19 protein-coding genes are annotated in these 22,512 nt (G+C 73.4%); 8 read left to right on the top strand and 11 right to left on the bottom strand.

Going from position 1 to position 22,512, the window contains the following annotated elements:
* The first annotated feature begins 40 nt into the window (after positions 1 to 40).
* From OG852_RS41310 to OG852_RS41290, 5 genes are all read left to right on the top strand, one after another.
* On the top strand, positions 41 to 655 hold the full coding sequence (locus OG852_RS41310; RefSeq protein WP_133917521.1) for a TetR/AcrR family transcriptional regulator: 615 nt from the start codon (positions 41 to 43) through the stop codon (positions 653 to 655).
* A 178-nt stretch (positions 656 to 833) separates the two neighbouring features.
* The gene (locus OG852_RS41305; RefSeq protein ID WP_330350558.1) at positions 834 to 2,327 is read left to right on the top strand and encodes an APC family permease; all 1,494 of its coding nucleotides are present in this window, start codon (positions 834 to 836) and stop codon (positions 2,325 to 2,327) included.
* Positions 2,327 to 3,817 carry an aldehyde dehydrogenase gene (locus tag OG852_RS41300; protein ID WP_330350557.1) on the top strand — a complete coding sequence of 497 codons (1,491 nt, stop codon included), beginning with the start codon at positions 2,327 to 2,329 and terminating at the stop codon, positions 3,815 to 3,817. Before OG852_RS41305 ends, OG852_RS41300 begins: the two co-directional genes overlap by 1 nt.
* A complete protein-coding gene (locus OG852_RS41295; RefSeq protein WP_330350556.1) occupies positions 3,814 to 4,533 on the top strand; it encodes a gamma-glutamyl-gamma-aminobutyrate hydrolase family protein in 720 nt (239 codons plus the stop codon). The genes OG852_RS41300 and OG852_RS41295 overlap by 4 nt, the downstream gene beginning before the upstream one ends.
* Positions 4,534 to 4,658: 125 nt before the next feature.
* On the top strand, positions 4,659 to 5,102 hold the full coding sequence (locus tag OG852_RS41290; RefSeq protein ID WP_330350555.1) for an RlpA-like double-psi beta-barrel domain-containing protein: 444 nt from the start codon (positions 4,659 to 4,661) through the stop codon (positions 5,100 to 5,102).
* 56 nt (positions 5,103 to 5,158) lie between these two features.
* Here OG852_RS41290 and OG852_RS41285 read toward each other — a convergent pair whose 3' ends face one another.
* Positions 5,159 to 6,037, bottom strand: coding sequence for an AraC family transcriptional regulator (locus OG852_RS41285; RefSeq protein WP_330350554.1), 879 nt, complete (start codon positions 6,035 to 6,037; stop codon positions 5,159 to 5,161).
* 210 nt (positions 6,038 to 6,247) lie between these two features.
* On the opposite strand from OG852_RS41285, the gene OG852_RS41280 reads away from it, so the two are divergent.
* Positions 6,248 to 7,126: a helix-turn-helix domain-containing protein gene (locus tag OG852_RS41280; protein WP_330350553.1), complete on the top strand. Its 879-nt coding sequence runs from the start codon at positions 6,248 to 6,250 to the stop codon at positions 7,124 to 7,126.
* A gap of 8 nt (positions 7,127 to 7,134) precedes the next feature.
* Here OG852_RS41280 and OG852_RS41275 read toward each other — a convergent pair whose 3' ends face one another.
* Positions 7,135 to 8,301: an acyl-CoA dehydrogenase family protein gene (locus OG852_RS41275; RefSeq protein ID WP_330350552.1), complete on the bottom strand. Its 1,167-nt coding sequence runs from the start codon at positions 8,299 to 8,301 to the stop codon at positions 7,135 to 7,137.
* Positions 8,298 to 9,482 carry a CaiB/BaiF CoA transferase family protein gene (locus OG852_RS41270; RefSeq protein WP_330350551.1) on the bottom strand — a complete coding sequence of 395 codons (1,185 nt, stop codon included), beginning with the start codon at positions 9,480 to 9,482 and terminating at the stop codon, positions 8,298 to 8,300. The genes OG852_RS41275 and OG852_RS41270 overlap by 4 nt, the downstream gene beginning before the upstream one ends.
* A 119-nt stretch (positions 9,483 to 9,601) precedes the next feature.
* Between OG852_RS41270 and OG852_RS41265 the strand changes: the two genes are divergently transcribed.
* The gene (locus tag OG852_RS41265; protein WP_133917513.1) at positions 9,602 to 10,537 is read left to right on the top strand and encodes a LysR family transcriptional regulator; all 936 of its coding nucleotides are present in this window, start codon (positions 9,602 to 9,604) and stop codon (positions 10,535 to 10,537) included.
* Positions 10,538 to 11,521: 984 nt separating this feature from the next.
* Here OG852_RS41265 and OG852_RS41260 read toward each other — a convergent pair.
* The 4 genes from OG852_RS41260 to OG852_RS41245 are packed head-to-tail and all read right to left on the bottom strand — an operon-like array spanning position 11,522 to position 16,171.
* Positions 11,522 to 12,433, bottom strand: a complete 912-nt coding sequence (locus OG852_RS41260) for a YceI family protein (protein WP_330350550.1) — start codon at positions 12,431 to 12,433, stop codon at positions 11,522 to 11,524.
* Positions 12,434 to 12,457: 24 nt separating this feature from the next.
* Positions 12,458 to 13,528, bottom strand: coding sequence for a maleylacetate reductase (locus tag OG852_RS41255; protein ID WP_330350549.1), 1,071 nt, complete (start codon positions 13,526 to 13,528; stop codon positions 12,458 to 12,460).
* On the bottom strand, positions 13,525 to 14,394 hold the full coding sequence (locus OG852_RS41250; RefSeq protein WP_133917510.1) for an intradiol ring-cleavage dioxygenase: 870 nt from the start codon (positions 14,392 to 14,394) through the stop codon (positions 13,525 to 13,527). The genes OG852_RS41255 and OG852_RS41250 overlap by 4 nt, the downstream gene beginning before the upstream one ends.
* Positions 14,395 to 14,413: 19 nt before the next feature.
* Complete coding sequence (locus tag OG852_RS41245) at positions 14,414 to 16,171, bottom strand: FAD-dependent oxidoreductase (RefSeq protein WP_330350548.1); 1,758 nt, start codon at positions 16,169 to 16,171, stop codon at positions 14,414 to 14,416.
* Between the two features lie 138 nt (positions 16,172 to 16,309).
* Between OG852_RS41245 and OG852_RS41240 the strand changes: the two genes are divergently transcribed.
* The gene (locus tag OG852_RS41240; RefSeq protein ID WP_443064609.1) at positions 16,310 to 18,097 is read left to right on the top strand and encodes a sigma-54-dependent Fis family transcriptional regulator; all 1,788 of its coding nucleotides are present in this window, start codon (positions 16,310 to 16,312) and stop codon (positions 18,095 to 18,097) included.
* A gap of 18 nt (positions 18,098 to 18,115) precedes the next feature.
* On the opposite strand, the gene OG852_RS41235 is transcribed toward OG852_RS41240, so the two are convergent.
* The 4 genes from OG852_RS41235 to OG852_RS41220 all read right to left on the bottom strand — a co-directional run bounded on the left by OG852_RS41235 (position 18,116) and on the right by OG852_RS41220 (position 22,328).
* Positions 18,116 to 19,489, bottom strand: coding sequence for an alpha/beta hydrolase (locus OG852_RS41235; protein WP_330350547.1), 1,374 nt, complete (start codon positions 19,487 to 19,489; stop codon positions 18,116 to 18,118).
* Positions 19,486 to 20,265, bottom strand: a complete 780-nt coding sequence (locus OG852_RS41230) for a hypothetical protein (RefSeq protein ID WP_330350546.1) — start codon at positions 20,263 to 20,265, stop codon at positions 19,486 to 19,488. The genes OG852_RS41235 and OG852_RS41230 overlap by 4 nt, the downstream gene beginning before the upstream one ends.
* A 55-nt stretch (positions 20,266 to 20,320) precedes the next feature.
* On the bottom strand, positions 20,321 to 21,469 hold the full coding sequence (locus OG852_RS41225) for a PP2C family protein-serine/threonine phosphatase (RefSeq protein ID WP_208117385.1): 1,149 nt from the start codon (positions 21,467 to 21,469) through the stop codon (positions 20,321 to 20,323).
* A gap of 100 nt (positions 21,470 to 21,569) precedes the next feature.
* Positions 21,570 to 22,328: an IclR family transcriptional regulator gene (locus OG852_RS41220; protein ID WP_133917505.1), complete on the bottom strand. Its 759-nt coding sequence runs from the start codon at positions 22,326 to 22,328 to the stop codon at positions 21,570 to 21,572.
* Between the last annotated feature and the right edge of the window lie 184 nt (positions 22,329 to 22,512).

Here is a 22,512-nt window from a genome sequence, read left to right as displayed (position 1 = left end):
TGTTGAAGGTCACCCCGGCAGCCCGCGATAGGGTCACGCCATGACCGATTCCGCCACCGACCCCGAGGGCCGCCCGTCACGCAGGCGCCTGCAGTACGGCGAGGGGCGCGAGGCCCTGCTGAACGCCGCCGTACGCGTCGTCGCGCGGGGCGGACTGCGCAAGCTCACCTACCGGGCCGTGGCGGAGGAGGCCGGGGTCACCCACGGCCTGGTCGTGCACCACTTCGGTTCGCGCGACGCGCTGATCGCGGAGGCCCTCGCCCACACGATCCGCACCTCGCTGAACACGAGCGCCCTCGAGCCGGGCACCGGCAAGGTCGCGGACTTCTCGACCGGACTGTCCGAGATGGTCACGGCGGACCCGGGCGTCCAGGCGTTCCAGTACGAGCTGCTCCTGGAGTCGCGCCGCCGGCCCGAACTGCTGCCCCAGCTGCGCGCCCTGTACGACCAGTACTTCGAGGCCACCCAGCGCGAGCTGAGCCGCATGCTGCCCACCGACGCGGACCCCGCCCTGACCCGGCTGGTCTTCGCCGCGCTCGACGGCCTCGTCCTGCATCAGCTCGTGTTCGGCGAGCCCGAGGTCACGGACCGCGCCGTGGAGCATCTGCGCTCCCTGCTCCGGCTCCTCGACGCCGACGGCGAATCCCGCCCCTGACCCTCCGACCTGCGTTTTTCCCGGCCCCGGACGCCCGACGTCCGGGGCCTTCGCCGTCGTCGGGTGAGAAAACCCGCCGCACCCCCTTGCCAAACGGATAGTTCGCGCCCACGATGAGGCAACTCGTTTGACCTAAAACGAACTCCCATCCCTTCCCGTCCCCCGACAGGTGATCCGAGTGGACAGTCAGACGGCGGTCGCCCCGCACTCCGCGCACGATTCCTCCACCACAGGCCGGCTCAAGCCCGACTCGCTCGGCGTCCTGGGCATCCTCTTCTTCGTCCTTTCCGCCCAGGCCCCGCTGACCGGCATCGCCGGCGCGGTCCCCATCGCCATCGCCATCGGCAACGGCGCCGGCGCCCCCGCCGCCTATCTCGCGGCCGGTGTCGTGGTGCTGCTCTTCTCCATCGGTTTCGTCGCCATGGGCCGCCACGTCGTGGACGCCGGCGCCTTCTACACGTACATCGGCAAGGGCCTCGGCCGCTCGACGGGCTCCGGCAGCGCCGGGGTGGCCCTCTTCGCCTACTGTGCCGTCCAGGCCGCCATGTACGGGCTGTACGGCGCGACCGTGAGCGGACTGGTCGAGCACTACGCCGGGGTCCGTGTCGCCTGGTGGGTCTGGACGCTCGTCACCATGGTGATCGTCCAGATCCTGGGCGCCGCCGGCATCGAGATGGGCGCCAAGGTGCTGACCGTGTTCGTCCTCGCCGAGTTCAGCATCCTGATCGCCTTCGCCCTCGTCACCCTCTTCCGGGGCGGCGGACCGGAGGGGCTCGGTCTCGCCGACAGCTTCGCCCCGCACGCCGCGCTCCAGGGCGCCCCCGGTGTGGCGCTGATGTTCGCCGTGGCGTCCATGTTCGGCTTCGAGGCCACCGCGATCTACGGCGAGGAGGCCCGGGAGCCGAAGAAGACGGTCCCGCGCGCCACCTATCTCTCGGTCGCCGTGGTCACCGGGTTCTTCGCCTTCACCTCCTGGATGCTGGTCTCCGCGCACGGCGCGTCCCGTGTCACGGACGAGGCGGGCAAGGCACTGGCCTCCGGCGACGCCGCCGCCTTCGTCTTCGCCCCGATCACCGACCTGTTCGGCGGCCGGGTCGGCGACGTGCTGCCCGTCCTGCTGGCGACCTCGCTGTTCGCGGGCATCCTGGCCTTCCACAACTCCGCCAACCGCTACCTGTTCTCGCTGGGCCGCGAGGGACTGCTGCCGCAGGGGCTGACCGCGCTCAACCGGCGCCACTCCCCCTGGGTGGCCGGCATCGTCCAGACGGTGATCGCGGTGGCGCTGGTGGTGCCGTTCGCGCTGCTGGGCAAGGACCCGGTGCTGACGCTGTTCTCCTGGTTCAGCGGGGTCGCCGTGCTGGCCGCCATGCTGCTCTACTTCCTGACCTCCGTCGCCGTGATCGTCTTCTTCCGCCGCTCGGGTGCCGACCGCCGGATCTGGAACACGGTGATCGCGCCGGTGCTGGGCGCGCTCGGCATCGCCGCGACCATCTGGCTGATCGTCCAGAACTTCACCACCCTCATCGGCGGCGACACGACCACCGCCCTGTGGCTGGAGCTCACCGTGCCGGCCGTGCTCGCCGCGGGGCTGGTCGTGGCGCGGCTGACCCGGCGGCCTCCCCTCGCGGTGACCGCGCCCGCCACCGAGGCCGACACGGAGGAGAACCGCTGATGCCGGCCCTCGCCCACGACGAGCTGCTGCGTCGCGCCAAGGACCTCACCCCGCCCACCCGGCACCACATCGACGGGGTGGACGAGCCGGGCGGCGGGACCACCTTCACCGTCGTCTCGCCCCGCGACGGCCAGGTGCTGGCCGAGGTCGCGGACGCCCGGCAGGCCGAGGTGGACCTGGCCGTGGCCGCCGCCCGCCGGGCCTTCGACTGCGGCCCCTGGCCGCGCCTCGCACCCGCCGACCGCGGCCGGATCCTGCTGCGCGTCGCCGACCTCCTCGAAGAGCGGCGCACCGAGCTGGCGTTGACCGTCGGCCTGGAGATGGGCAAGCCGATCAGCGACGCGTACGGCATCGAACTGCGCGCCGCGATCACCACGTTCCGCTGGTACGGTCAGCTCGCCGACAAGCTCACCGACGAGGCGCCGCACACCGCCCGGGACGCCCTGGCGCTGGTCACCCGGGAACCGGCGGGTGTCGTGGGCGCCGTCGTACCGTGGAACTTCCCCCTGACGCTGGCGAGTTGGAAGATCGCCCCGGCGCTGGCCGCGGGCTGCACGGTGGTGCTGAAGCCGTCCGAGAACGCACCGCTGTCGGCGCTGCTGCTCGGCCGGATCGCCACCGAGGCCGGACTGCCGCCGGGGGTGCTGAACGTGGTGACCGGCGACGGGCCGGTGGCCGGCCGGGCGCTCGGCCTGCACCCCGAGGTGGACGTGCTGGCCTTCACCGGCTCCACCGCCGTCGGCCGGCACTTCCTGCGCTACGCGGCCGACTCCAACCTCAAGCGGGTCTGGCTGGAGCTCGGCGGCAAGTCGCCGAACATCGTCCTGCCCGACGCCCCCGACCTGGACAAGGCCGCCGCCACCGCCGCCTGGGGCATCTTCTTCAACCAGGGCGCGATGTGCACCGCCCCGTCCCGGCTGCTGGTGCACTCCTCCGTCGCCGAACGCGTCACCGAGGCGATCGTCCGGCGGGCCCGGGAGCTGCGGATCGGCGACCCCCTCGACCCGGCGACCGAGATGGGTGCCCTGGTCGGCGAGAGCCATCTTCAGCGGGTGCGGGACCACATCGCCACGGGGCTGGACGAGGGCGCCCGTCTGCTCACCGGCGGCTCCCGCACGCTCACCGCCACCGGGGGCAGCTTCCTGGAGCCGACCGTCTTCGACCGGGTGGACCCCGGGATGCGGCTCGCCCGGGAGGAGATCTTCGGGCCGGTCCTGTCCGTGCTCGCCTTCGACGACCTGGACGAGGCGGTCCGGCTGGCCAACGCCACCGAGTACGGGCTCGCCGCCGGACTGTGGACCTCCGACCTGTCCACCGCCCACCGGGTCTCCCGCGCCCTGAAGGCCGGCACGGTCTGGGTCAACTGCTACGAGGAGGGCGACCTGACCGTCCCCTTCGGCGGGGTGAAGCAGTCGGGCAACGGCCGTGACAAGTCCGTCCACGCGATCGAGAAGTACACCGAACTGAAGACGACCTGGATCCAGCTGTGAGCCGTACGAGCGGGGCCACCCGGCCCCTGATCGCCGTCCCCGCCCGCTTCTGCGCGACCACCTCCGCGCTGCGGTACGCCGCGGAGGTCACCGCCCGCGCCCTGGTCGAGGCCGTCTGGCGGGCCGGCGGCGAACCGGCGGCCATCCACCCCGCCCCCGGGGAGCTGCCCGAACGCCTCACCCGCTTCGACGGCGTCCTGCTCCCCGGCGGCGGCGACCTCGCCCCGTACCGCTACGGCGCCGACGCCACCCACGCCAGCGTCTACGACGTCGACGAGACCCAGGACGCCTTCGATCTCGACCTCGCGCGGCACTCACTCGACCTGGGCCTGCCGCTGCTGGCGATCTGCCGCGGCCTCCAGGTCGTGAACGTCGCCCTCGGCGGCACCCTGGAACAGGACATGGGCGGCCCCGAGCACGAGCACCGGCACATCGTGCACCCGGTGACGGTACGGCGCGGCTCCCTGCTGGAGGAGGCGCTCGGCGCGGAGAAGGCCGAGGCGTCCTGCTACCACCACCAGCGCGTGGACCGCGTCGGGGAAGGACTCACCGTCACCGCCACGGCCGCCGACGGCACCGTGGAGGGCCTCGAAATCCCGGGCGCCGCAGGGTGGTTCACCGCGGTCCAGTGGCACCCCGAGGACACCGCCCCCGAGGACCGGGCACAACAGGGGCTCTTCGACACCCTCGTACGAGCCTGTGCAACATCACGCTAGTCGACCGCACGTTCACGACAGAGCTCCCGCGGGTGGAGTGCGTATCGTCCTTTCCGGCCACAGCACACGCACGGTTCCGGAACCGGAGTTAGCCCTCTCGCCTTCTCTCCCGCAGGAGCTGAAACGTGTCCCGAATCGTGCAGTCCCTCACAGCCATGAAGAGCGCCACCCGGCGCTCTGTGACACTCGGCGCGGTCGCCGCCGGCATCGCCGCCACGACCGCGCTGGGCGCCTCCCCCGCCTCCGCCGAGACCTGGCACTACGGGAGCATCACCTGGTACAACCCGAGCGTCGGCGTCGGGGCGTGCGGTGAGTGGCACGGCGACAACGAGCTGGTGGCGGCGGTCTCCCCGCAGATGTACGGCAGCTACCCCAACCCGAACAACTCCCCCGTGTGCGGCAAGTACGTGGTCGTCCATGCCGCGGGCGGGAAGGCCACGTGGGCGAAGATCGTCGACCGGTGCGCGGATTGCGGGCCGTACGACGTGGACCTCAGCCCCGCCGCGTTCGGCGTGCTCGCCGACCTCGGCGTCGGCAGGTTCAGCACCTACTGGGCCGATTACATCTGATCCCTCCCTCCTCGGGCCCGGCCGGGTGTCCCCTCGGCCGGGCCTGTCCCGTCCGGTCACACGGGTCCGCGCCACAGCCGCCGGTACTCCGTGGGCGTGTGGCCGACCTGTCTGCGGAACACCGTGGAGAAGTGGCTGGCCGTGCTGAACCCGCACCACCGGCCGATCCTGCCCACCGGTTCGTCACCCCTCTCCAGCAACCGGCACGCGGTCTCGATCCGCAGAGCGGTGAGGAACTGATGGGGTGTCCGTCCGGTCGTCGCGGAGAACAGACGCAGGAAGTGGAACCGGCTCAGGGCGACCTGACGGGCCAGGTCGTCCAGTCCGACGCGGTCGGCGAGGTGGGCCCGCATGTACGCGATGACGGTGTCCAGCTCGCGCCGGCCGAGTGCCCCGGGGGCGGCCTCGCCGTGCAGGGGTGCGAGGAGATGCGCCGCGAGGTACTCCGCCGCGGAGTCGGCGTAGAGCTGTCCCGCTCCGGCCTCGCGTGCCCTGACCAGAGCGGCGGCCATGGTGCAGATCAGCGGATCGGGTGCCGGCAGCCGCTCCAGTGACTGGAGATCGACGGGCCGGCCGCCCGGCTCCTCGGCCGTGTGGCGCCCGAAGACCTCGGCCGGCAGGACGATGCGGACCATCTCCAGGGGGCCCGGCCCGAGCAGTCGGCAACGGACCGCGACCCGGGGGTGCCCGGGCGGGATCCGGCAGACGTCACCGGGCGCGCACGACACCGTGCGCCGCCGGCCGTCACCGGTGTCCGCCTCGCACCGGGCGGTACCCCGCAGATGGACGACGAGCCGGAACCCGTCGGAGGGCGGCCGCTCCCACTCGGCGACTCCCTGCGTCACCGTCGCCCGTGCCACGCTCAACCCCCGCCAGGGGGCCCCGAGTTCCTGCACGGGCGGAGGCGCCGAGGGGTCCTGGCGGGCAGTCGTCATCGCGCGTGTCTCCTGGGACCGGGAACTCCCGCACGGGGCAGGGGCGGGGAGTTCGATCTACGGGCGGCACGAAGGTATGGGTCCTGGCGTGGGCCGAGTTGCCCGTCCGCGCCACAGAACATGCCCCGCGACGACGCCTCCTCGGCCCCAACCCGTGCTCCGCCCCGCGCGTCTAGCAGCGACAGGAATCACCGCAGGGGAGGAACCGCCATGGGAGTCACGCCGTCCACCGCCGGCGCACAGCCCGGCGGTACCGTGACCACCCATCGGCTCGGCCCGCTGTGCGTCACGACCACCGAGTCCGGCCCGGTGGAGATTCCCCCGTCCGCCCAGGCGATCGGCCGCCCCACGGCCGACGACCACATCACGGTGCTGCTTCAGGCCAGCGGCCGCGTCCTCCTCGACCAGAGCGACCGGCAGACCCCGCTCGGGCCCGGCTGTCTCGTCTTCACCGACACGAACCGGCCCTACACCCTCATCGGCGGGGACCGCTCCCGCACCCACGCCTTCCGGTTGCCGCAGCAGTCGCTGGGGTTGCGCGAGGCCGACCGGAGGCGTGTCGCCGAGGCGCCGGTCCCGCCCGACACCGAGATCGCCGCCCTGGTCGTCCCGTTTCTCTCCCGGCTCGCCGACCGGGCCGGCGCCTACGAGCCACACCTGCGCCCCCTGCTCGCCCGCAACGCCGCGGACCTGCTGGCCACCCTCGCCGCCGAGCGCCTGGCCCACGGCACCCCACGCGCCGGCACCGACACCGCCGGCACCCTGCTGCGGCTGCGCATCAAGGGCTATGTCGAGGACCACCTCACCGATCCGGATCTGACCCCCCGGACGATCGCCGCCGCCCACCACATCTCCGTACGGCACGTCCACCGGCTCTTCCAGGCCGAGGGCACCACCGTCGGCCGCTGGATCCGGCACCGCCGGCTGGAGGCCTGCCGCCGCGCGCTCGGCCGCCCCGCCCGGGACGCCCCCGTGCTCACGGCCATCGCCCACCGCTTCGGCTTCACCAGTTACTCCCACTTCAGCCGGGCCTTCCGCGCCGCCTACGGCATGTCGCCCAGCGAGTGGCGCGGGAGGCTCGGCGTGTGAGGCGCCGGTCAGGTGTCGAGGCCCCCTCGCTCGACCAGTTGCCTCGCGATGACGTTGCGCTGGATCTCGTTGGTGCCCTCGCCGACGATCATCAACGGGGCGTCGCGGAAGTAGCGTTCGACGTCGAACTCGGTCGAGTAGCCGTAACCCCCGTGGATGCGCACGGCGTTGAGGGCGATCTGCATCGCCGTCTCGGAGGCGAACAGCTTGGCCATGCCCGCCTCCATGTCGACCCGGCGGCCGGCCTCCGCCTCCCGGGCGGCGTACAGGGTGAGCTGGCGGGCCGCGGTGAGGGAGGTCGCCATGTCCGCGAGGTAGTTGCCGATGGACTGGTGCCGCCAGATCGGCTTGCCGAACGACTCGCGGTCCTGGGCGTAGGCGAGCGCGTCCTCCAGGGCCGCCCGGCCGACGCCCAGGGCGCGGGCGGCGACCTGGAGGCGTCCGGTCTCCAGCCCCTTCATCATCTGTGCGAAGCCCTGGCCCTCGACACCGCCGAGCAGGGCGTCGGCCGGGGCCCGGTACTCCTCGAAGGACAGCTCGCAGCTCTCCACGCCCTTGTAGCCGAGCCTGGGCAGGTCGCGGGAGACGGTGAGTCCCGGGCCGTGCTCGACGAGCAGGACGGAGATGCCGCGGTGGGCGGGGGTGGCGTCGGGGTCGGTCTTGCACAGCAGGGCGATCAGGCCGGACCGCCGCGAGTTGGTGATCCAGGTCTTCGCGCCGTCGACCACGTAACCGTCCGGGTCGCGGCGGGCGACGGTGGTCATCGCCTGGAGGTCCGAACCGCCGCCCGGTTCGGTCAGCGCCATGGTCGCGCGGACCTCGCCGGTGGCCATCCTCGGCAGATACCGCCGCTTCTGCTCCTCCGTCCCGAAGTGCAGCAGCAGCTTGGCGACGACCGTGTGGCCGCCCATCGCACCGGCCAGGCTCATCCAGCCGCGCGCCAGTTCCTCGGTGACGAGGACGTAGCAGGGGGTGGAGACGGGTGTGCCGCCGTACTCCTCGGGGACGGCGAGGCCGAACACACCGAGGGTCTTCATCCGCTCGACGAGGGCCTCGGGGTAGGTGTTCGTGTGCTCCAGCTCCCGGACGACCGGGCGCACGTCCTTGTCCACGAAGTCACGGACCGTGCGGACGACGAGCTGCTCGTCCTCGGACAGGACGTCCAGGGTGCTCATGCGGTGTCGCTCCTCGCCGGAGGGAGGCCGAGTTCGGCCAGGATGGCGTCGGTGTGCTCGCCCGCGGCCGGGACGGCGTCCATGCGGGGCGTCACACCGGCCAGGTCCACGGGCGGGACGAGGGCCGGTACGGCGGTGCCGCCGGGGAGAGGCACCTGCCGCCAGCGGTCCCGGGCGTCGAGCACGGGATGGGCGAGGAAGTCCTGGACGTCGTTGACGTCGGCGTTGGCGATGCCCGCCGCGTCCAGCAGGTCCCGCGCCTCCCGGCTGTCCAGGGCGGCGAACCGCTCGGCCACGATCGCGTTCAGTTCGTCGCGGTGGGCGACGCGGGCCGAGCCGGTGGCGAAGCGGGGGTCGTCGGTCAGGGCCGGGTCGCGCAGGAACCGCTCGCACAGCGCGGCCCATTCGCGTTCGTTCTGGATGGAGAACAGGACGTCCTTGCCGTCGGCGGCCGGGTAGGCGCCGTAGGGGGCGATGGTGGCGTGCTGGGTGCCGACGCGCGGGGGCTGGGTTCCGCCGAAGCGGGTGTAGTAGGCGGGCTGGCCCATCCACTCCGCGAGCGCCTCGAACAGCGAGACCTCGACGGCTCGGGCGACACCGGTGGTGGCCCGGGTGAACAGGGCGGTGAGGATGCCGGAGTAGGCGTACATGCCGGCGGCGATGTCGGCGACGGAGATGCCCACCCGGGCGGGTTCCCCCGGGCCTCCGGTGAGGGATACCAGCCCGGTCTGGCACTGCACCAGCAGGTCGTAGGCCTTGCGGTCGGCCCAGGGGCCGCTGGAGCCGTATCCCGTGATCGCGCAGGGGATCAGGGAGGGGAAGCGTGCGCGCAGCGCCTCCGCGCCGAGTCCCATCCGGGTGGCCGCCCCGGGGGCGAGGTTCTGTACGAACACGTCGGCCCGGGCGAGGAGTCGCTCCAGCGCCTCGCGGCCGTCCTCCGTCTTGAGGTCGAGGGTCAGGGATTCCTTGGAGCGGTTGAGCCACACGAAATAGCTGGACTCGCCGTGCACGGTGGTGTCGTAGCGGCGGGCGAAGTCCCCGCCTCCGGGGCGCTCGACCTTGATCACCCGGGCGCCGAGGTCGGCGAGCTGACGGGTGGCGAAGGGCGCGGCGACGGCCTGTTCGACGCTGACGACGGTGATGCCGGCGAGCGGCAGCGGGGCTTCGGGCGACTCGGTCACATCTGGCCTCCGGGGCTCGGCGATGCGGTGAGGACATCATGGGTGGTCATGGGAACTGCGGTGAAATAGTAAGTTCTGATGGCACCATGCCGGGTGGGGATGGCGGGAGCGGGAGATCGATGGACCTCAAACAGCTCAAGGCGCTCGTCACCGTCGCCGAGGTGGGCAGCGTCACCCGCGCCGCCGAACTCCTGCATCTGGTGCAGCCGGCCGTGACCCGGCAGATCCGCGCCCTGGAGGACGAACTCGGGGTGGCGCTCTTCGAGCGGACCCGCCAGGGCATGCGGCCCACCGAGGCCGGGACCGTGATGGTGGAGCGGGCCCGGCGGGCGCTGGACGAGCTGGAGCGGGCCCGCGCCGAGGTGCAGCCCGCGCCGGGCGCGGTGACCGGGATTGTCACCGCGGGGCTGTTGGAGAGCACGGCCGACCTGCTCGCCGAACCCCTGGTGTCGACCCTGGCCGAGGAGCATCCCGGGGTGGAACTGCGGCTGATGACCGGCTACTCCGGACATCTGCAGCGGTGGCTGGACGACGGCGACCTGGATCTGACGCTGCTGTACAACCTGGACAGCACTCCGTCGCTGCACGCGCGTCCGCTGGTGCGGGAGCGTCTGTGGGCGGTCGCTCCGCCGGCGGCCGGGCTCAGCGCCGACCGGCCGGTGCCGTTCGCCGAGGTGGCGGCCCGGCCGCTCGTCATGCCCGCCTCCGGGCATGGCCTGCGGGCGTTGATCGACGCCGCGGCGGGGCGGGCGCGGGCCGCCATGGAGATGGCCGTGCAGACCAACTCCATGCGGGTGCAGAAGCGGCTCGTCCTGGCCGGGCACGGCTGGACCGTCCTGCCGGGCGTGGGGATCGCCGAGGACGTCGCGCGGGGCACGCTGAGCGCCGCGCCGTTGTGCGAGCCGGAGGTGTGGCGTTCGATCGTGCTCGCCACTCCCCGGGCCGGGCGGACTCCGCCCGCCGTCCAGGTCGTCGCCCGGGAACTGGTCCGACAGGTCGAGTCGGCGGTGGGGCAGGGGCGTTGGCCGTCCGCCCGGCCGGCTCATACCGGCTGAGCATGGAGCCCTCACTCTTTTCCCTTGTCCGATCGAGTCCGTCACCGCTCATGATGACGCTCACGAGCCGCCCACTCCCCCGGAAGGAGAGGCTCCCGCCATGTCCCTCGCCGCCCATGTGGAGTCCTGGCATCCCGAGCCGGTCACGGACGAGGACGCCCTGCCGCTCGGTCCGGCGGCGGCGCTGTCCGCGCTGCTGGACCTTCCCGGGGCCGCCGCGGTCTCCGGGGAGCCGCTGCCGCCGCTGTGGCAGTGGCTGTACTTCCTGCACTGGCCGGCGCAGCGGGCCCTCGCCGCGGACGGGCATCCGCGCGACGGGCGCTTCCTGCCGCCGATCCCCGGCCGTCGGCGCATGTTCGCCGGGGGGCGCTGCGAGATCGGCGAGCCCCTGCGGCTCGGGGCACCGGCCGGACGCGTCAGCAGTCTGGCCGCGGTGACCGCCAAGCAGGGCCGCAGCGGCGAACTGCTCTTCGTCACCGAACGCCAGGAGTTCCGCCGGCACGGACGGGTCCGTCTGGTCGAGGAGCAGGACATCGTCTACCGGTCGGGGGAGGGCCCGGTGCCCGGCCACCCGGCCACCGTCGACGGCACGGCCGTGCCGGAGCCGGAGGGCCCGTGGTGGTCACGGCTGCGACCGGAGGAGACCCTGCTGTTCCGGTTCGGCGCGCTGACCGCCAACGCCCATCGCATCCACTACGACACCCCGTACTGCCGCGCAGTCGAGGGCTACCCCGGGCTGGTCGTGCACGGGCCGCTGCTGGCGCTGCTGATGCTGGAACTCGTCCGCCGCCACGCCCCCGAGCGGCGCGTGCGCTCCCTGGCGTACCGGCTGCACCGGCCGGTGTTCGCGGGCGAGCACCTCCTCGCCGACGGCACCCCCGGCGACGACGGCGCCCGCCTCCACATCGCGACCCACCGCGAGCCCCGCCACGCCACCGCCGAGGTGACCTTCGGCCAGGGCCTGTCGTTTGGGGGCTGGGCGCCTCAGTCCGGTGGGGTCGGGGTGTCGTGGGTGCGGTACATCGCCTGGACGTCCAGTTCCAGTTGGACGGTCGGGCCGACCACGGCGATGCCGCGGGCCAGCATGGAACGCCAGTTGAGGGTGTAGTCCTCGCGGTGCAGCTCCGACCGGGCCAGGGCGGCGCAGCGCAGTTCCTCGCCGTACCCGCCGTTGACCATGCCGAGGTAGGTGGTGTCCAGCGCCACCGACCGGCTCACGCCGTGCATGGTGAGGGTGCCCTGGAGGGTCCATCTGCTGCCGCCCCGGTAGGCGAAGCGGGTGCTGCGGAAGTCGATGTACGGGAACTGCTTGACGTCGAGGAAGTCGGCCGAGCGCAGATGGGTGTCGCGGGTGTGGTTGCCCGTGGTGATGCTGGACGCGTCGATGCGGACGTGGACGCGGGAGTCGGAGACGTCCTGGGCGACCTGGATGCCGCCCTCGAAGCGTTCGAAGCGGCCGTGCACATGGGCCATGCCGACGTGTCTGGCGATGAAGCGGATCGCGGTGTGCGGCGGGTCGAAGAGCCAGGTGCCGGGTACCGGGAGTTCGGCCTGCCGGCCCGGCTGGAGCCATACGCGCTGGGTGACCAGTCCCGCGTCGGCGACGACGTCGACGGTCTCCCGGTGCGGTTCGAGCCCCTCGGCCACGATCAGCACGCTGTAGCCGCCGGGCGGCAGCACCGCCGTGAACAGGCCGTACGGGTCGGTCGTGCCGCGGGCCACTACCTGGTGGCCGCGGAGTTCCGTGACGGTCACCTCGGCGGCGCCCAGGGGCTGGTTCACCGGGTCCAGGACCTCGCGGACGACGGCGCCCGCGCCGGCCGGGAGCGGGAACAGGCGGGCCGGAGCGTCCCCGGAGGCGTTCTTCGGGCGCCGCCGGAGCAGTCCGAGGGGCATGGGGTCACCTTTCGGTCTTGTGGGTCAGGGTGCGGGGCGGGGCTCGTCGCCGGCCCACGCCGCTCGCAGGACGTCCAGGACGCCTTCCGTGGTGAGGGGCCTGGGGTTGGGGTACGCCTGCGCGGTCGCCGCGGTGGCCGCGAGGGGCAGGTCGGCCTCCTTCAGGCCGAGTCCGGCGAGGGAGCGGGGTGCGCCGAGACGGCGGGCCAGGTCCCGCAGGGCGTTCGGTACGTCGTCGGTGTCCAGGGCGCGGCCGAGCGCGGCCATCGCCTCGGGGGCGGCGGGCGCGTTGAACGCGAGGGCGTACGGCAGGACCACGGTGTGGGTCTCGGCGTGCGGCAGGCCGAAGGTGCCGCCGAGGACATGGCAGAGCTTGTGGTGCAGGCCCATGGTGGTGGCGCCGAGGGCGGCGCCGCAGAGCCAGGCCCCGTACAGGGCGCGGCCGCGGGCGTCGAGGTCCTCGGGGGCCGTCGCGAGGGCGGGCAGGGCGGCCGTCATCGCGCGGGCGCCCTCCTCGGCCGTCAGCGCCACCAGCGGTGAGGCGTCGGGGGCGTACAGGGCCTCGGCGGCGTGGGCGACGGCGTTGAGACCGCTGGTGACGGAGAGGGGCACCGGGAGGGACAGGGTGAGCTCGGGGTCGTAGACGACGCTGCGGGGCAGTACGGACGGGTCGCGGCCGGTGCGCTTGGCGCCGTGTTCGGTCAGGCCCCAGACGGGGGTCATCTCGGAGCCGGAGTAGGTGGAGGGCACGGCGATCAGGGGCAGGCGGGTGCGCAGCGCGATCACCTTGCCGAGGCCGATGGCGGAGCCGCCGCCGACGGCCACACAGCCGTCGGCCCCGAGCTCGCGGGCCGCCTCGACGGCCCGGTCGGCGACCTCGGCGGGCACGTGCATCCGGGCCTCGGTGTGCAGCCCGGCGCAGGAGTCGCCCAGGGCGTCGGCGACCGTCCGGGCGGTGTGCGCGCCCCGGGGGCCGCTGACGACCAACAGCCGTCGCAGTCCCAGGCGTTCGGCCTCGCCGGGGGTGGCGGTGACGGCGGCGCCGGGCTTCAGGACGACCCGCATGGGTTGGGCCTCGTGGACGAACTCCCTCATGACCGGGCCGGGTTGAGCACGAGGTCGAAACGGGCGTACCGGAAGGGGTTGGGGACGCCGAACTCCCGGGCCAGCGCGGGATCGTCGGTCTCGGCGAAGTCCTTCACGAGGCTCTCCTTGACCGCGAAGACGGCGTCCGAGTCGAGGTGGTCGCTGCCGGCGACGAAGATGTGGGTGGTGACGGGGGTGTGTCCCTCGGCGGAGGCGATGAAGTGGATGTGGGCCGGCCGGTAGGGGTGGCGTCCGGTGGCCTTCAGCAGCTCGCCCACCGGGCCGTCGGTGGGGATGGGGTAGGGGCTCGGCACACAGGTGCGGAACCAGAAGCGGCCCTCGTCGTCGGCGGTGAACAGTCCCCGTCCGTTGCCCGCGGGCTGGACGCCGGGCTGCTGGACGTCGTAGTAGCCCTCGGGGTTCGCCTGCCAGACGTCGAGGACCGCGCCCGGCAGCGGGGTGCCGTCCGGGGACAGCACCCGTCCGCCGACCACGCAGGGTTCGCCGCCGCCGACCAGGTCGATGTCGGCGCCGAGCGCGCGGACCGGGGACTCGGTCATGTGGAAGGGGCCGAGCACCGTCGACTCGGTCACGTCCGCCCGGCCTTCGCTGTTGATCGTCTCGACGAGCATGGAGACGCCGAGGACGTCCGACAGCAGGACGAACTCCTGGCGGGTGTCGGTGCAGGTCTGCCCGGTCGCCGTGAGGAAGCCGATGGCCCGCTCCCACTCGGCCATGGACGGCTCGGTCTCGCTCACGAAGGCGTGCAGATGGCGGACGAGGGAGGCGAGCAGCTCGCGCAGCCGGGGGTCGGCCGTGCCCTTCAGGCTGTCGACGACCGCTTGGGTGAGGTGGCTGGTGTACGCAGTGGTCATGTCCGGGGATCCTTCCCGCTCAGGCATGCCCGAGGATGCGCCGCAACGCGTCGGTGAGCAACCGCTCGGCGTCCTCGGCCGCGTCGGCGTGGCGGAAGGCCACGTAGCCGTCGGGGCGCACCAGCAGCGCTCCCCCGTCGGCGATCTCGCTGAGCCGTGCCCAGTCCCCGTACGGGTCCTCGTACTGCCGGCCGGGTCCGATCACGACGGTGGCGATCTCCAGGTCCTGTGCGGCGGCGGCCCGCAGCCAGCCGGTGCCGCCGATGCCGGTGAGCAGCGTGAAGCGGCCCCGTCCGACGGTGTCGAGGGTGGAGAGGGTGCGGGTGCCCTCGGTGATCCAGGCGTGCGGGAGCTTGGCGCCGGGGCGGGTGGAGGGCTGGTGGTGCAGTTCGGGGTCGCGGTCGAAGCCCGGGTCGGGGGTGCCGTCGGGGACGATCGCGGTGGAGCTGTCGGCGGAGTAGCGCTGGTTGAGGTCGACGCCGTGGGCGTTGAACTCGTACACCTTGTGGGCGATCGCCTCGCGCAGTCGCGCCCGCTGCTCGCGTGCCGCCTCGGTGTCGTCCTTGCGGGCGGCGATGTTGGCCCAGAGCTGTTCGGGGGTCTGCGGGGAGAGCCCGTCGAGGGCCTCGAAGACGGGGGCGGTCTCGCCGATGGACTTGTTGGCGCGGGTGACGATCTGGCGGCCGATCGGGGCGCGCTCGGCGGTGTAGGTGTCCAGGAGCCTCGGGGACGCGGTGCCGTCGAGGACGAGTTTGAGCTTCCAGGCGAGGTTGTGGGAGTCCTGGATGGAGGTGTTGGAGCCGAGGCCGTTGGACGGCGGGTGGCGGTGGGTGGCGTCGCCGGCGCAGAAGACACGGCCCCGGGAGTACGTCTCGGCGTACATCTCGTTGACCGTCCACGCCGAGGAGGACGTGACGGTCACCGGGATCTCGTCGTCGCCGATGAGCTTGCGGACGATTCCCTCGGCGTACTCGGTCGTCAGGTCGGGGGCGCCGGCGGTGACGTCGTACCCCCACACGATCAGCCACTCGTTCCAGGGCCGTACGCAGCGCACCAGGCCTGCGCCGATGCCGCCCACGGTCGCGCCGGGCGCCAGCACCCAGTAGAGGGTGGAGGGCCGGTGCGCGGTGTACTTCGTCAGGTCGGCGTCGAAGACGATGTTGATGCTGCCGGCCACGCCCATCTGGCCGCCCATGGGCAGTCCGGCGTCCTCGGCGACCTGGGAGCGGCCGCCGTCGGCGCCGACGAGGTACCGGGCGCGGATGGTGTACTCGTCGCCGCGCAGCCGGTCCTCGACGGTGACCGTCACGCCGTCGGCGTCCTGGACGAAGGACTTGTAGACCGTGCTGAAGCGCAGGTTCGTGCCGCGTGCGACGGCCGCGTCGACGAGCACGGGCTCCATGAGGTGCTGGGGCATGTCGCACATCCGGGTGGGGCTGGCGAGTTCGTGCGCCGCCTGGACCAGCGGGTCGTTGCCCCAGGAGCGGATCCGGCCGAGTTCCTCGCCCGCGAGGCTGGTGCAGAAGGTGGTGTCGCCCATCAGCCGCTGCGGGGTGGCCCTGGCGACCACCTCGTGCTCCACCCCGAGGTCGCGGAGCACCTCCATGGTGCGCTGGTTGGTGATGTGCGCCCGGGGTGTGTCGGCGAGGCGCGCGTAGCGGGTGACGACGATGTTCGGGACACCGTAGGTGCTCAGCGCGAGCGCGGCGGACGCGCCCGCGGGACCACTGCCGACGATCAGTACGTCGGTCACGACATCGGGCTCGACGGTGTGCACGGAGGGGCTCCAGGAGGTGAGGACAGGTGCCGACCGTTCAAGATCATGTGGCGGGACGGGGGCGCGTGGGTGTCTCAATACGAGACAGTCGCCAGGGTTGTTCCGTGTTCAACTGTTCCGGGTAGGGTGACGGACGCCGTGACCACCGCAGAACGCCCCGCCGTCCGCCCTGCCCTCGCTTCGGTGCGCAGGGCCCGCGAGCTGTTCCTGATGGGTCGTCAACTGCCGTCCGGGGTACCGGAGGACGTGGTGGCCGGGTGGAAGCGGGCCCGCTTCTTCGGCGTACGTCATGACGCGGCGGGCCCCGCGCCCGGGCCGCTGCCGTCCGGGTCCCCCCTGCTGGCCGCGGCCCGCCCCGTCCTCGAACGCGTCGCCCCGGCTCTGGACGCCGGCCGGACGGCCCTGCTGCTCACCGACGAGCGGCTGCGGGTGCTGTGGGAGCACGGCTGTGCGCCGGACCTGCTCCGCCCCGACCTCTCCGAGCAGCTCGTCGGCCACAACAGCGCGGCCCTCGCGCTGCGCACCGGCCGCCGCGCCGAGGTGCACGGACCGGAGCACTTCCTGGACGTCTGGCAGGAGGTCTCCGCGGTCAGCGTGCCGGTGCGGGCGCCCGGCACCGGGCGGGCGCTGGGCACGGTGACGGTGACCGCCCGGCTGTGCGCCGAGTGCGCCCCGCATCCGGGAGCCCCGCTCGCCGAGGCCACGGCGAGCGCGGTGGAGGCGGCGCTGCCGGTGCGGGCGAGGGCGCCCGAGGGGATGCTGCTGGACGCCTATCTGCGCGCGCTGCGGGAGGAGGGTCGCGGAGCCCACCGGGAGCACGGACGCGGGGAACGCGCGGGCGCGGTCGTCGCCCTCGACGGACGCAACCGGCTGGTCAGTGAGGCGGCCGAGCGCCTGCTGTCCCCCGAGGGGCTGGCGGAGCTGGAGCGGGGCGTGGTCGCGCTGCTCGCCACGGCGGACCCGGCGCGGACCGGCGCCGGCCGGGAGCCGGCCGACGGCCCGGCCTCGTACCGTGTCCGGCTCTCGGACGGCGTCGGGTGCACCGCGACCCTCACCCCCCTCACCCATCTGCGGGAGATCGTCGGAGCGGTGGCCGTCCTGGAGCCGGCCGCGGCCACCTCCGTGCCGCCCGCGGTGGCGCGGACCGCCGTCGGGCTGGCCGGGCGGTCGGTGCCCTGGCGGCACGCGGTGGGACGGGCGACGGAGCTGACGAGGTTCGAAGAGCCGCTGCTGCTGGTCGGCGAGCGCGGCACCGGAAAGACCGCGCTCGCCCGGGCGCTGACGCCCGGCCCGATGACGACCGTGGACGCGGCGAAGGAGGAACTCGGCTCATGGCCGGGGGAGTTGCTGGACGGTCGTCCGCTGCTCGTCCGGCACGTCGAGCGGCTCACCCAGCCCGGCACGGCGGCACTCAACTCCCTGCTGGAAGCCCGGCCGGGCGTACCCCTGCTGATCACCTACACCCCCGGCGCACCCCCCGGCCCCTGTCTCCAGCGACTCCTGGACACCCTCGCCGCCCGCACGGTCCCCCTCCCCGCACTGCGTGAACGCCCCGAGGACGTCCGGGAGTTGGTCACCGCCCTGGCCCCCCGCCCGGCGCCGGGGCAGCCCCCGCTGACCTGGACGCTGGACGCCCTGCGCGCCCTGGAGCGGCATCCATGGCCCGGGAACGTCACCGAACTCGCCCATCTCGTCCGCGCGTTGGCCGAGCACCGGCGGGCGACCGGGCCCGTCCGGCGGGCCGAGCTGCCGGACCCCGTACGGGAGGGTCCGGCGGCCCGGCCGCTCAGTCCGATGGAGCACGCCGAGCGCGCCGCGATCCTGGAGGCCCTGCACGCCCACGGCGGCAACAAGGCCCGGACGGCGGCGGCCCTGGGCATCGCCCGCGCCACGCTGTACCGCAAACTGCGGGGCTACCGGGTCTGAGGTGCCCGACGCGGCCGCTCAGCCCAGTCCGGCGAGGAACGGCGCGAGGGTGCGGGTGAGCGTGTTGTGCGGCGGTGCGGCGAACAGCGGATCGAGGTGGTTCATCCCTTCGTCGGTCTCGTACACGGCGTACGGGATACGGGAGTCGGCCACCACCCTGCGGGCCGCCGACACGATCGTGCCCCGGGCGTAGCTCGTCTCGAAGGCGTACAGGGGGACGTCCAGCCCCGTGCCGTGCCGCAGCCGCAGTCCGAGCGAGCGGGCCTGGCCGGTGTCGGCGTAGGCGTCGCTGACGTCGAGGTCCACCGACAGCCGGGCCGGCCAGTACCACTCCCACACGGCCGGTGCGGGCCCGCCCGCGTAGGCCTCCGCGACCCGGGCGAGCGGTGTGACGCCCGCGTCGACCCAGCCGCGCACCCCGTCGCTCCCGCTCGCGCCGAGGTGTCCCGAGTGCACGCTGATGTCGTTCGGCCAGCCGAAACCGGCGTCCACCAGGACGCCCAGCAGGGCGGCGTTGGTGACCGGGGCCGAGGGGCGCAGGGCCTCGGGCATCCGGGGCTGCAGGACCGAGCGGCCCCGCGGGTCGTGGTGCGCGTAATGGCCGGCGAGCTGGTACCAGATCTGGGTGGACTCCGCGCGGGCGCCCAGCCCGACCGCGCTGAGGGTCAGGTCGAAGACGGCGCCGCCGTCGATCGCCGCCAGCCGCTCCCGCACCTCGTCGGGCGAGTCGAGCACCGGCGCTCCCGTCCCGTCGAACGCCCCGCGCACCCCGCCGTCGACCAGCACCAGGCCCGCGAGGCCCCGGTGGCCGGGGCGGCCGTCGAAGTCCCAGGCCGCGTACGCCATCGCGGTCGTCGCACCCCAGGAGTGACCGCCGAGCACCACCCGGCGCCGGCCGCCGCGGGAGGCGGCCCGGACGACGGTGTCCAGGTCCTCCAGGGTGCGGGCGAGGCCCCAGTCCGCCGCGAAGGCGGAGGCGGCGGGGTCCTGCGAGCGGTAGTGGCCGTCCAGGTAGTACGCGGCCGGGTCGGCGCCGGTGAACCCGGAGCGGTCGGCGAGGTTCTCCTCCCGCCGGTCGAACGCCCACACCTGGACGCCGGGCACGGCGGCGACCAGGTCGCGGGCGAGCAGCCGGAAGTCGTTCGCGGCGCCGAACATGCCGGGGACCGTGACCAGCACGGTGGGCGCCGAGTCGGCACCGATCCTAAGTACACGCACGCGGTCCGTCCCCGCGGGGCCGCCCCCGGCGCCGACGGCGAACGGGACGTAGCGCTCATGGGCGGTCCCGGGTGCGTACGGCTTCGCGGCGGCGTGACCGGCCGGCACGGGTGACAGGGCGAGCCCGCCGGCCACCCCGCCCAGCAGCGTCCTGCGCGACACACCCCGGCTCACGCGGCACACCCGCCCACACGCCGGGTGCTCAGCGCCACGTCGTCCATGCGGACGTCGTACGACGTGGGTGTGGGGTCGGCCTGGTAGAGCTGCCAGCCCAGCTTGAGCTTGTCGAAGGCGGGGAAGACGAAGTCGTCGGCGGTGCCGCCGTGCTCCCGGGTGGAGACGGTGAGCTCGGACCGCTCGACGCCGTCCAGGTAGACGGTGACGCGGTTGTCGGTCGCGTCCAGATGGAACTCGACGCAGCTCCAGGCGCCGGCCGTGGCCGGGGCGGAGGTCTTCCAGGCGGTCCAGTCGCCCGTCGGGCCGAGGTCGGAGCCGACGCCCCAGAAGTTCGCCTTCTCCGTGGGGACGTACTGGCCGCCGAGGGGCCGTACGACGGTGGCGGCGTCGGAGCCGGAGGCCTCGGCGACGGTCCAGTGGGCCCAGTCGGGGGCGGTGGGGAAGGCGTCCACGCGCAGCCGCAGCCGGGCCCAGAAGCTGTTGCCGGCGGGGGCGAGGTCGTCCAGGACGAGGAAGGCGCGACCGTTGCCCTCCGTGTGCAGCCGCAGTTCACGGCCGTGTCCGGTGGCGCTCGGTTCGACGGTCAGCGAACCGCGGGAGGTGTCGGTGGTCCAGCCGCGGCCGGCGGTGACCGGGCCGAGGGGGAGCCGGTCGAAGCCCTCCCGGAAGAAGGGGCGGTGGGGGGTGGGGGTGGCCGAGGCGGTGGGGGGTGTCGCGAGCAGCGCGGCCGATGCGGCTAACAACGCGGCTGCGAACTTCCTCATGCGTGTCATGCGCCCAGTCTGCAACAGCCGTCACGGCGGTCACACAGCAGGTGGCCACCGCCGGTCACCCGGTCCGGTCCTCCAACAGCGCCCCGCCGCACACGGGTTGGGGAACGCCCGGAACGACGGCTGCCGGTTTGCGGAGGAGCAGCAGCGCCGCGTCGTCGTGGAGCCTGCCGCCGACGTGGCTCAGGAGTTCGTCGTGGAGGGCGTCGAGGGTGCGGGCGGGTTCGTCGGTCACATGGCGGGCGAGGCCCTCGACGAGCGGATAGAACTCCCGCCCATGGTCGCGGGCCTCGGTCACGCCGTCGGTGTAGAGCAGCAGTTGGTCGCCGTCGGCGAAGGGCAGCACCTGGAGGGTGGGTGTCTCACCGGTGAGGGCGCGCAGGCCGAGGGGCGGTGCGGGATGCGTGGGCTCGACCGGGGTCACGGCTCCGCCGGCGCCGACCAGCAGCGGCGGGGCGTGTCCGCAGTTCACCACTTCCAGCTCGCCGTCGCGCGGATGGCCGGCGACCACGGCGGTCACGAAGTCGTCGTGACCGAGGTTGCGGGCCAGGCTCCGCTCGATCCGGTCGACGACGGTGAGCAGGTCGGGTTCGTCGTGGGCGGCCTCACGGAAGACACCCAGCACCAGCGCGGCGGTCCCGACGGCCGGGAGACCCTTGCCGCGCACATCGCCGACGAGCAGCCGTACCCCGTACGGCGTGGAGACCAGGGCGTAGAGATCCCCGCCGATCCGGGCCTCAGCGGCGGCCGCGCTGTAGCGGACGGCCACCTGGAACGGGCCGACGGTCTCCGGCACGGGCAGGAGCAGCGCGTGCTGGGCGGCCTCCGCGACCGAGCGGACGGCCGCGAGGACCCGTTCCCGGCGTCCGCGCAGGGCGCTGGCCAGGCCGCTCGCCAGGGTCACGGCTCCCAGGGCGGACAGCACCGCGGTCAGCTCCCGGGCCGGGACACCGTCGCGGATGCCGAGCAGCCCACCGAGCGCCCCGGCGAGCAGGCCCACGCACAGGACGCCGCGCGGCCCGTTGGTGGTGGCGGCCAGCGCCGGCCCGGCGGCGAGCAGGGGGAGCCAGGTCATCCCGGCGCCGCCGACGAGGTCGACCAGGATCACGCCGAGGACGATCAGCACGGGCAGGGCGGGTCCCGCCACCACGTGCCTGAACAGGTGCGTCGGCCCGTGGTCGCCGCCACGGTGTCGGGCCTGGTTCATGTCGGGTCCGCAGTCCTCGTCTATCCATAGGGATGTGCACCGGAATGTCTGTTTCATCTAGGAAAACGGGTTCGACTGCGGTGCCACAAGGCGCGGGATTTCAGATAGTGAGCGACAGGCCCCTGGTCACGCGGTCGGCGGTCGGGAGCAGCCGGTCCCGGATCTCCTGGAGCCTCGGGACCCGGTCCGCCGGCAGGGAGACCCCGAGCGAGCCGAGCGTGTCGCCGCTGTAGACGGGCACGGCGACGCAGACCGTGCCGAGGGCGTACTCCTCCAGGTCCGTGACGGCCGGGGCGACGGGCGAGGCGTCGAGCCGCCGCAGCAGCTCCGGGGGGCTGGTGATCGTCCTCGGGGTGAGGTCGGCGAGGTGGTGGCGGGAGAGGTAGTCCTGGCGGGCCTCCTCGTCCAGTTCCCGCAGCACCGACTTGCCGAGCGCGGTCGCGTGTCCGGCGTCCTCGAAGCCCACCCAGAGGTCGACGCGGGGCGTCCGGGGGCCGTCGACGATCTCGGCGACGCGGATCTCGCCCTCCTCGTAGAAGGTGAGGTAGGCGGCGGTCGCGAGCTCGTCGCGCAGCGCGGCGAGGGTGGGCCGGACCCGGCTGAGCAGGGCCTGTCCCCGGCCCGAGCTGGTCAGCGTGCCCAGCTTGTCCCCCAGGACGAAGCCGCCGTCCTCCAGTTTGCGCACGTATCCGTCGTGGACCAGCGTCCGCAGCAGGTGGTAGGCCGTGGCCAGCGGCAGCCCCGTCTCCCGCGCGAGCTGTTTCGCCGGCGCGCCGTTCTCGTGCGCGCTCACCGCCTCGAGCAGCCGGAAGGCCCGCTGCACGGACGTGATGAGCGTGGGGCCGTCGTGCCCAGCCATAGGACCAGCGTGCGCCGGGCACGGGCAGCAGGCAAGGCGTGCGGTCCGGCACCCTCCATCCGCCCCCACGGCGGCTAGGGCGGCCCTAGGTGTATTGATCACAAGCGTTGTTGACACTCGCCGGTGCTTGATCATGGCGAAGACCTCCGGTGTGGTGGAGCTGTCTAGGACTGCACCGCACGGA

Origin of the sequence: Streptomyces sp. NBC_00582 (assembly GCF_036345155.1) — a bacterium.
Classification (GTDB): Bacteria; Actinomycetota; Actinomycetes; order Streptomycetales; family Streptomycetaceae; genus Streptomyces.
The sequence above is the reverse complement of the archived record's forward strand: the minus strand, read 5'-3'. Positions and strand labels throughout refer to the sequence as shown.